Origin of the sequence: Kitasatospora sp. NPDC127111, from assembly GCF_042677465.1 — a bacterium.
Classification (GTDB): Bacteria; Actinomycetota; Actinomycetes; order Streptomycetales; family Streptomycetaceae; genus Kitasatospora.
The window spans coordinates 285,668-295,045 of sequence record NZ_JBHXTG010000002.1 but is presented as its reverse complement, the minus strand read 5'-3'; the positions used below and the strand labels follow the sequence as shown (position 1 = coordinate 295,045).

The following is a 9,378-nucleotide window of genomic DNA, read 5'->3' as shown; positions in this document are numbered from 1 at the left end:
GCCGGGGCCATATCACCAGCACCACCGGCAGCGCCAGGTACCCGAACCGCCCGGCCGGCGCCAGCATGAACGCGATCGCCAGCCCGGCCGCGAGCAGGTCGGCGGCGGCGATCGCGGAGACCGGCGGCCGGGCCAGCAGCCAGATCGCCACCCCCAGCCCGCCCACCGTCATCAGCGCCAGCGACACGGTGTGCCCGGTGGGCCCGAAGCCGGCCAGGACCTTGCCGGGCAGCGGGCTGCCGGCCGGCGTGTGGATCGCGGTCAGCCCCAGCGGGAACCGCACCACCTGTTCCCGCAGCGCGTCCGCCCGGGCCACCGCCGCGGGCACGATCACCGCCAGGCCGGCGCCGAGCGCGGTCAGCCCGGCCCGGGCGGCCGGCCGCCGCCCGTACAGCCGCCAGAGCAGCAGGACGGCCACCGGCAGCGCCGGCCAGGCCGTCCACTTCAGCGTGCAGGCCAGCGCCAGGACCAGCCCGGCGCCGATGGTGCGGTCGCGTTCGGCGAGTGCCATGGCCAGGCAGCAGACCCCGATCAGCGGCAGGTCCACCCCGCCGACCACCAGCGCGAGCGCTATCAGCGGCGAGGCGGTGAGGACGGTCAGCGGCAGCAGCGGGGCGCGGTCCAGGGTCGGCCGCAGCAGGCGCCAGCTGGCCAGCAGACAGGCCAGGAAGGTCAGCGCGAACCAGATCCGGGCGTCCCCGACCACCTGGGACACCGGGTTGCCGCTGCCCACCAGGGCGCGCGGCATCCCGAACAGGGTCATGGCCGGCAGGTACGGGTTGTAGTCGGTGACGACCACCGGGTTCGGCAGGTACGGGCTGCCGGTGGTGAGCAGCAGGTGCGCCGAGCGCTCCACCACCATCACCTCGGACTGGTGTCGGCCCTCCAGGGCCAGGATGGCGAGCGGTACGAGGACGGCGCCCAGCAGGGCGGCCCCGGCTCCGGCGCGGGCGGCGAACCGGCGCGGCAGGACGAGGCAGAACAGGCCCGCGAGGGCGTACGCGGGGGCGGCGACGGCGCCCCAGAGCCGTTGGTTGGGGAGGTCGGAGACCAGGGGGAAGGCGGCCGCCCAGCCGGCCGCGATCAGGCAGCCGAGCAACTGGACGCGGCGCATCGAGGCGAGCCCGGCCGGATTCAGCCGATCGGGCGTGGGCGGAAACGTGTTCTCACCACGCTGACGGGGGAACGGCCGGGGTCCGAGGCCTCGGCGCAGGCGCGCGGGCCTGTCCGTCGTCGCCGTCGGCGCCGTGGGTGCGGCGGGGTCCGGCGCTCTGGTACGGCCGGTGAAGCGGCCGCGCGGGCGGGAGAAGCCGGGCGTGCGGGTGCTCACCATGGTGGAAGGTTATTGGTGGGGGCGGTGTCGTGTCGCCATCCCGTCCCGGGGAGTGTCTCCGGACACGGGCGGGGCCGCCGGGATCCGGTCATCGCTCGGCGGCCCCTCTGCTGCTTCCGGCGGCTCAGCCGAGCTTGCTGTCGGCCGTGCTGTCGACGGCGGCGCCGGCCTCCGCCGGCTGCTCCGCGCTCTCCAGCTTGGAGTGCTTGATGCTGTAGCCGAAGTAGACGGCCAGGGCGATCACCAGCGCGACCCCACCGGCCTCGAAGGTGTCGGCGTGCAGGCCGGTGATCAGGTAGACGCAGAAGGCGACGCTGAGCACCGGGACGACCGGGTAGCCGGGCACCTTGAAGCCGCGCGGCAGGTCGGGCTGGGTGCGGCGCAGGACGATCACGCCGATGGAGACCACCGAGAAGGCGATCAGGGTGCCGAGGCTGGTGATGTCGGCCAGCTTCTCCAGCGGGATGAAGGCCGCCAGCGCGCCGACGCCGACGCCGACCACGATGGTGTTCCAGATCGGGGTGCCGGTGCGGGGCGAGAGCTGGGCGAAGCGCTTGGGCAGCATGCCGTCGCGGCCCATCGAGTACAGGATGCGGGTCTGGCCGTAGATCACCACGAGGGTGATCGAGAAGATCGAGATGATCGCGCCGATCGCGAAGACCATCGCCGGCCAGCTCTGGCCGGTGATGTCCTGCAGGATCTGGGCGAGGCCGGCCTCCTGGCCGTCGAACTTCTCCCAGGGCTGGGCGCCGATGCCGGCCAGGGCCACCAGGATGTACAGCAGGGTGACCACGACCAGCGAGATGATGATCGCCAGCGGCAGGGTGCGGCGCGGGTTCTTGACCTCCTCACCGGCGGTGGACACGGCGTCCAGGCCGATGAACGAGAAGAAGATGCTGGACGCCGCGACCTGGACGCCGCCGATGCCGAGCGGCATGAACGGGGTCAGGTTGCCGGAGTGGAAGCCGGTCAGGGCGACGCCGATGAAGAGCAGCAGGATGAGGATCTTGATGCCGACCATGGCCGCGTTGACCTTCACCGACTCGCTGACGCCGCGGACCAGCAGGACGCAGACCATCGCGACCAGCAGCAGCGCCGGCAGGTTGAACCAGTGGGTGGCGTCGGGCGCGCCGGCGAACCGCTCCGGGATCTGGAACCCGAAGGCCAGGTCGAAGAACTTGTTCAGGTACTCGGCCCAGCTCACCGCGATCGCGGAGGCCGAGACGCCGTACTCCATCAGCAGGCAGATGCCGACCGCGAAGGCGACGCCCTCGCCGAGGGTGGCGTAGGCGTACGAGTACGAGGAGCCGGAGACCGGGATCGCGGAGGCCATCTCGGCGTAGCAGAGCGCGGTGAGACCGGCGGTGACCGCGGCGATCACGAAGGAGATGATCACGGCCGGGCCGGCCGACGGCACCGCGGAGTTCAGCACGAAGAAGATGCCGGTGCCGATGGTGGCGCCGATGCCGATCGAGGAGAGCTGCCAGAGGCCGATCGAGCGGCGCAGGTGGATGCCGGAGCGTCCGCCCTCCTCGGGCGCGCCGGCGGGGAGGGCGTCCTTGCCCTCGCTCTCGGCGATCAGGGTGGCGACGGGCTTGCGCCGCAGCAGGCGCGCGCCGAGGGTGTTGCTGGCCAAAACGGGGGTCCTTCTAGGCGAGGGAGGGTGTCCTAGCGGCAGGTCCACCTTTGAAACGTGGGGTGTCATCAGGGACCAACCGAACAAACATGGGACAGTACCCCGCGAAGGCACCAGTGTCGCAAACGAACAGTCGATCCGCACGCATTGTACGAATTGTCACATCGGCCTGTACAAACCGGACACTTCGCAGACGGCGGATCTTCCTCGGAGCGGCTAAGCCGCAGGTCAGCGCCGCCACGGCCGGCGAGCGCCGGTCACCTCACCCGCCGAGGACGGCGGCCATCACCGAGCGGGCGACCGGAGCGGCCAGCGCGCCACCGGTGACGTCGGTGGCGTCACCGTCCGCGATCACCACGGCGACCGCGACCGGCGGCACCGCGTCCGACCCCTCGGGCCTCGCCCAGGCGATGAACCACGCGTACGGCGTGCCGGCGTTGTCCACGCCGTGCTGGGCGGTGCCGGTCTTGCCGCCGACCACCGCGCCGGCGATCCGGGCCGCCCGCCCGGTGCCGTTCTCCACCGCGTCCGTCATCATCTCCCGCACCTGCCCGGCCACCGCCGGGCTCATCGCCCGCCGGTAGACGGCGGGCCGCACCGACCGCACGGTGGTCCCGTCGTCCTTCGTCAGCTCGTCCACAAGCTGTGGACGCATCACCGTGCCGTCGTTGGCGACCCCGGCCGCGACCATCGCCATCACCAGCGGGGTGGCCGCGGTGTCGAACTGGCCGATCGAGGAGAGCGCCAGCTGGGACTCGTCCATCGCGGTGTCGAAGTTCGAGCGGGCCGGCCGCACCGGCACGTCCAGCTCCTGATCGTTGAAGCCGAACGCCTCCGCCATCGCCACCATGTTCTCCAGCCCCACCCGGACCCCGAGGTAGCCCATGACGCTGTTGCAGCTGTGGACCATCGCGGCGTCCAACGACAGCCCCGGCTCGTCACAGGCCGGGGTGTCGTTGACCAGTGGCGTGGTGGTCCCCGGCAGCACGTACGGGTACGGCGCACCGGTCGGCGCGTCGGGGTCGGTCACCACGCCGCTCTGCAGCGCGGCCGCCGCGGTGACGACCTTGAAGGTCGAGCCGGGCGGGTAGGTCTGGCGCAGCGCCCGGTTGAGCATCGGCTGGTCGGGGTCGGCCTGCAACCGGTTCCAGGCCTCCTGGTCCGCGGCCGAGGAGCCCGCGAAGCTCCCCGGGTCGTACGAGGGGGTGCTGGCCAGCGCCAGGATCCGGCCGGTGGCCGGCTCGATCGCGGCGACCGCGCCCCGCTGGTTCCCCAGCCCGCGCATCGCGGCCTGCTGGGCGGCCCGGTCGATGGTGGTGCGCACGTCGCCGCCGGGATTCCGTCGGCGGGCCACGGCGTCCCGGACCGGCCAGGTCGCCAGCCGGCTGTCCGTGCCGGAGAGCAGGGCGTCCTCGGTCCCCTCCAGCTGGGTGTTCCCGTACGCCTGCGAGGCGTAGCCGGTGACGGCCGCGTACAACGGACCGTCGGTGTACGTGCGCTTGTAGTCGTACCGGCCGCCGGTCGGCTCGGAACCGGTGACGCTGTCGGCCCCGACCCGGATGTCGCCGCGCGGCCGCGCGTACCGCTCGATGGTGAGCCGCTGGTTCGCCTCGTTGTGGTTCAGCTCCTCGGCCCGGAACACCTGTACCCGGGTCGCCTGGACGCAGAGCGCCGCGATCAGCAGCAGGCAGAAGGTGCCGGCCCGGCGGCCGGTGACCGAGATCCCGGGCAGGCCCTGCGGCCCGCCGCCCCCGCCGCGGCCGGGCGCCATCAGCCCTCCCCGGGCGCGGGCCGGCGGGCCAGGTCACTCATCCTGACCAGCAGCGCCACGATGATCCAGTTGGTGACCACCGAGGAGCCGCCCTGAGCGACGAACGGCAGGGTCATCCCGGTCAGCGGGATGAGGTCCAGCACCCCGCCGGCCACCACGAACACCTGCAGGCCGACGATCGCCGCCAGCCCGATCGCCAGCAGCCGCCCGAACGGGTCGGGCAGCGCGATGCCCGTCCGGAAACCCCGGGAGACCAGCAGCGCGTACAGCAGGAAGACCGCCATCAGCCCGGTCAGGCCCAGCTCCTCGCCGATGGTGGCGAGGATGAAGTCGGACTTGGCGGCGAAGCCGATCAGCACGGAGTGCCCGTTGCCCAGCCCGGCACCCAGCTCACCTCCCCAGGCGAAGGCGAACAGCGACTGGGCGATCTGGTTGGCTCCCCGGCCGGCCGCGATCGAACCCAGCGGGTCCAGCCAGTCGTCCACCCGGCCGCGCACGTGCGGCGAGAGCCGGCCGACCCCGACCGCCGCCACCGCGGCCAGCACCAGCCCGATCGCGACCCAGCCGCTGCGCGCGGTGGCCACGTAGAGCATCACCACGAACAGCCCGAAGAACAGCAGCGAGGTGCCGAGGTCGGTCTCCAGGACGAGCACGCCGACGAAGGCGGCCCAGACCAGCAGGACCGGCCCGAGCACCCGCCCGGGCGGCAGCCGGAACCCGAGCACCCGGCGGCCGGTCAGCGCCAGCGCGTCCCGGTGCACCGCCAGGTAGGCGGCGAAGAAGACCGCCAGCAGGATCTTGGCGAACTCCCCCGGCTGGAAGGACAGCGAGCCGACGGTGACCCAGATCCGCGAGCCGTACACCGGCGGGAAGAGCACCGGCAGCACCAGCAGCACCAGCGCCACCAGCGCCCCGAGGTACGCGTAGCGCTGCAGCCGCCGGTGGTCGCGCACCAGCAGGACGACCGCGATGAACAGGCCCACCCCGAGCGTCGACCAGAGCAACTGGGCGGGCGCCGCGCCGCTGCCCGGCGTCGCCCGGTCCAGGCGGTAGATGACGACCAGGCCGATCCCGTTGAGCAGCACGCCGATCGGCAGCGGCAGCGGATCGGCGTACGGCGCCCTCCAGCGGACCACCGCGTGCGCCAGCAGGGCGAGCACGCCCAGCGCGGCGCCGTACTCGCCCGCGTCGGCCGGCACCGTGCCGTCGAGGTTGACCCCGACCTCGGCGTAGCCGAGGACGGCGATCAGCACGGCGGCCAGCACCAGTACGAGCTCGGTGTTGCGCCGGGTGGGCACCGGCCGGCGCGGCCGGCCGGCGGCTCCCGGCACGGCGGAGGATGTCGCCACGGACCGTCCTGGGTGTCCTGACTGCGGTGGTGGTGGGGCCCCGGGGTGCGCGCCGCGGCGACGCCGGGACGGCGGCGCCCGTGCCCCGTTCGTCACCCTAACGAGCACTATCCGCCGCCCCGGCCTCTTTCGCCCGGTGTGTCCGGCATCGACCGGGCGCCGACCGGAGCCCGCCGGAGCCCGCCGCGGAGCCCCGCACCCGATCGTCCACCGGCGCCCGGGAGTTCACGCCGGAGCCCGGTCGTTCGCGCACCGGACCACGTTGGCCACGGCGAACTGATGATCCCTAGGATCGGCGGGTGATTACCGGACGACGACCGAAGGCCAGGCTCGGCAGCCTGCTGGCCGCCCTGGCGATAACAGGCGGTGCGCTGCTCAGCGGCCTGCCCGCCCATGCCGACGAACCATCAGCCGGCGCCGCCGCCGGCAAGGAAGCCCCACGGGTCGACCTCGTGCTCGATGTCAGCGGCTCCATGCGCGCCACCGACATCCAGGGCAAGAGCCGCATCGCGGTGGCCCAGCAGTCACTGAACGAGGTGATCGACGCCCTGCCCGCGGAGACCGAGTTCGGCATCCGCACCCTCGGCGCCAACTACCCCGGCGACGACAAGGCCCAGGGCTGCCAGGACACCAAGCAGCTCTTCCCGGTCGGCAAGACCAACAAGACCGAGGCCAAGACCGCCGTCGCCACCCTGCGCCCGACCGGCTGGACCCCGATCGGCCTGGCCCTGCGCGGCGCCGCCCAGGACCTCGGCAAGGGCGAGACCACCCGCCGGGTGGTGCTGATCACCGACGGCGAGGACTCCTGCGCCCCGCCGGACCCCTGCGACGTGGCCCGCGAGCTCGCCGCCCAGGGCATCCACCTGGTGATCGACACCCTGGGCCTGGCCCACGACGACAAGACCCGCCAGCAGCTGCTCTGCATCGCCAACGCCACCGGCGGCACCTACACCGACGTCCGCACCCAGGAACAGCTCACCGACAAGGTGAAGCAGCTGGTCGACCGCTCCAACGACACCTACACGGTGACCCCCGTGAAGACCGCGGGCACCGACAAGTGCGAGAACGCGCCGGTCCTCACCCCCGGCGTCTACAGCGACCGCGAGAAGTTCTCCGAGCACCGCGTCTACCGCGTCCCGGTCAAGGCCGGACAGGAACTGCGCGCCTCGGTCAGCGTCGCACTCGACCGGGCCGTCGCCCGCGACTACGGCGTACTGCTCCAGGCCACCAGCACCACCGGCCAGGAACTGGTCCGCGGCACCGACGCCGGCAGCGGCCGGACCGACGTGATCTCCACCGGCCTGCGCTGGTCCACCGACGACTCCAAGGGCTACGCCACCGCGACGCCGTCCGCGTCCGCGAGCGGCAAGCCGGAGACCACCGTCTGCCTGGTCGTCAGCAACTCGCTGGCCGCCCAGCCCGGCGTCCAGGCCGAACCCGGCCTGCCGCTGGAGCTGACCGTCGACCTCACCGCCGCCTCGCCCGCCCCGGACGGCCCGGCGATGGGTCTCGGCCGCGGCTGGATCCTGCTGCTGGTGCTCACCCTGGCCGGCCTGCTCACCGGCCTCGTCTTCGGCTGGATCGCACGCTGGCGGATCGCTGTCTGGCGGGAGAACTGACCATGCGCACCTCGACGAACCGCAACCTCCTCCGCGGCGCGCTCACCGCGCTCGCCCTGCTGCCCGCCCTGGCGGTCGCGGCCCCGGCCGCCTCCGCCGCCTCGCCGTCCCCCACGCCGAGCTCCAGCGGCACCCCCGCCCCGGCCACCAAGGCCGGGACGTCCTTCCTCACCGCGATCAACCTCGCCCCCCACCAGGACGCCAACGTCGCCGCGTCCACCGGCGACTACCTGTACTGGGCGTTCGGCGCCTCCGAGGGCCAGACCCCGACGGTCGGCCTGACCGTCAACCTGGCCCCCGCGGCCGACCGGCACGGCCCGCAGACCTGGAGCGTCGAGGTGTTCGACGGGCTGCGCCGCCGCCAGTCCTGCACCGCCGGCACCCAGAACGCGACCGCCGAGCCCGGCGCCCCGTCGCTCGCGCTCAGCTGCACCCTGCGCGAGGTCCGCTCCTGGGCCGAGCCGTGGTCCGGCGACCCGCTGCCCGGCACCTACTACGTCCGGCTCTCGGTCTCCGACGTCCCGCAGCCCGACCTCGGCCTCGCCGCCTCCGTCCAGCTGCACGTCACCGCCAAGGGCGACGCGGACAACGCCCAGCCGGAGGGCGGCGAGCTCAAGGCCCCGCTGGTCCCGCCGGCCGGTGGCGGCGACGCCACCGCCAAGGCGGCCGCCCCCGAGGAGCCCGAGGAGCACTGGTACACCGGCTGGTTCTCCGGCTGGAACAGCCGCTGGTTCTGGACCCTCGCCGGCGGCGCCCTGGCCGCCCTGGCCGGCGTCGCGGGCTACACCCTCACCCGGCACCCGCGCGGCCGGCGCCCGGCCCGCTACGGCTCCGTGCCCCCGCAGGCCGGCGCCCCGCAGCCGGGCCCGTACGCGGGCTCCGGCCAGCCCTGACGGACCCCGCCCCACCCCCGAGGGCCCGGCCGGAGCACCCGCTCCGACCGGGCCCTCGGCCCGTCTGGCCGCCGCCGTGCACCCGGCCTACCCTCGAACCATGGCCTCGCAGCCGGACGGCAGGATCGTCGTCGGCGTGGACGGCTCCCCGCTCTCCGCCGCCGCCGTCCGCTGGGCCGCCCGGCTGGCCGCCGCCAGCGACAGCCCGCTCGAAGCGGTGACCGTCTGGGAGTTCCCCCCGCTGCACGGCGAGCACGGCCTCGTCCCGCCCGCCCTGGACGGCTTCGAGCCGGAGCGCTGCGCCGCCCGCATCCTCGACGAGACCCTCGCCGCCGCCCTCTCCGCCACGGCCCCCGCCGTCCGCCGCCACCTCAAGGCCGGCCCGCCGGGCCCCGCCCTGGTCACCGCCGCCGAGGGCGCCGCCGCCCTCGTCCTCGGCAGCCGCGGCCGCGCCGCCCCGCCCGGCGCCCCGCTCGGCACCACCACGCACTACTGCGTCCACCACGCCCCGTGCACCGTGATCGTGGTCCGTTAGTGATCATCGTCACACCGCCCGAACCGACCCCCCGCCCAGACCGCCTGACCCCCCGTCCGGCACGCCCTCCCGCACGGACCCCCACAACGCAGAAGTCCCGCCCGGTCTGACGACCGGGCGGGACTTCCTGTTGGGTGGAGCTGAGGGGATTCGAACCCCTGACCCCCTCGATGCGAACGAGGTGCGCTACCGGACTGCGCCACAGCCCCAACGAGAAGAAACTCTAGCACCTTTCGGAGGGG

Annotated in this window: 7 protein-coding genes and 1 tRNA gene; 3 read left to right on the top strand and 5 right to left on the bottom strand. The window is 73.7% G+C overall.

The features are described from left to right. The 4 genes from ACFVHB_RS03145 to ACFVHB_RS03130 form a co-directional block, all read right to left on the bottom strand. The coding region (locus ACFVHB_RS03145) for a glycosyltransferase 87 family protein (protein ID WP_380314503.1) at positions 1–1,114 on the bottom strand (1,114 nt) is incomplete at its 3' end. Between the two features lie 343 nt (positions 1,115–1,457). Next, a complete protein-coding gene (locus tag ACFVHB_RS03140) occupies positions 1,458–2,969 on the bottom strand; it encodes an amino acid permease (RefSeq protein WP_380314502.1) in 1,512 nt (503 codons plus the stop codon). Between the two features lie 262 nt (positions 2,970–3,231). Beyond that, positions 3,232–4,740 carry a penicillin-binding transpeptidase domain-containing protein gene (locus ACFVHB_RS03135; protein WP_380314501.1) on the bottom strand — a complete coding sequence of 503 codons (1,509 nt, stop codon included), beginning with the start codon at positions 4,738–4,740 and terminating at the stop codon, positions 3,232–3,234. Continuing rightward, a complete protein-coding gene (locus tag ACFVHB_RS03130; protein ID WP_380314500.1) occupies positions 4,740–6,089 on the bottom strand; it encodes an FtsW/RodA/SpoVE family cell cycle protein in 1,350 nt (449 codons plus the stop codon). The genes ACFVHB_RS03135 and ACFVHB_RS03130 overlap by 1 nt, the downstream gene beginning before the upstream one ends. 299 nt (positions 6,090–6,388) lie before the next feature. Here ACFVHB_RS03130 and ACFVHB_RS03125 point away from each other — a divergent pair, with 299 nt between their 5' ends. The 3 genes from ACFVHB_RS03125 (at position 6,389) to ACFVHB_RS03115 (ending at position 9,136) form a co-directional block, all read left to right on the top strand. After that, positions 6,389–7,708: a VWA domain-containing protein gene (locus ACFVHB_RS03125; protein ID WP_380314499.1), complete on the top strand. Its 1,320-nt coding sequence runs from the start codon at positions 6,389–6,391 to the stop codon at positions 7,706–7,708. Positions 7,709–7,710: 2 nt separating this feature from the next. Continuing rightward, positions 7,711–8,601, top strand: coding sequence for a peptidase (locus ACFVHB_RS03120; protein WP_380314498.1), 891 nt, complete (start codon positions 7,711–7,713; stop codon positions 8,599–8,601). Between the two features lie 100 nt (positions 8,602–8,701). Then, positions 8,702–9,136: a universal stress protein gene (locus tag ACFVHB_RS03115; protein ID WP_380314497.1), complete on the top strand. Its 435-nt coding sequence runs from the start codon at positions 8,702–8,704 to the stop codon at positions 9,134–9,136. A 135-nt stretch (positions 9,137–9,271) separates the two neighbouring features. Here the strand turns inward: ACFVHB_RS03115 and ACFVHB_RS03110 are convergent. Continuing rightward, positions 9,272–9,345, bottom strand: a tRNA-Ala gene (locus tag ACFVHB_RS03110). Positions 9,346–9,378: the final 33 nt, after the last annotated feature.

Bases quoted from the DNA above. Each gene is read 5' to 3' on its own strand.
- ACFVHB_RS03135 (WP_380314501.1), bottom strand. From the start codon at position 4,740: ATGGCGCCCGGCCGCGGCGGGGGCGGCGGGCCGCAGGGCCTGCCCGGG.
- ACFVHB_RS03115 (WP_380314497.1), top strand. From the start codon at position 8,702: ATGGCCTCGCAGCCGGACGGCAGGATCGTCGTCGGCGTGGACGGCTCC.
- ACFVHB_RS03120 (WP_380314498.1), top strand. From the start codon at position 7,711: ATGCGCACCTCGACGAACCGCAACCTCCTCCGCGGCGCGCTCACCGCG.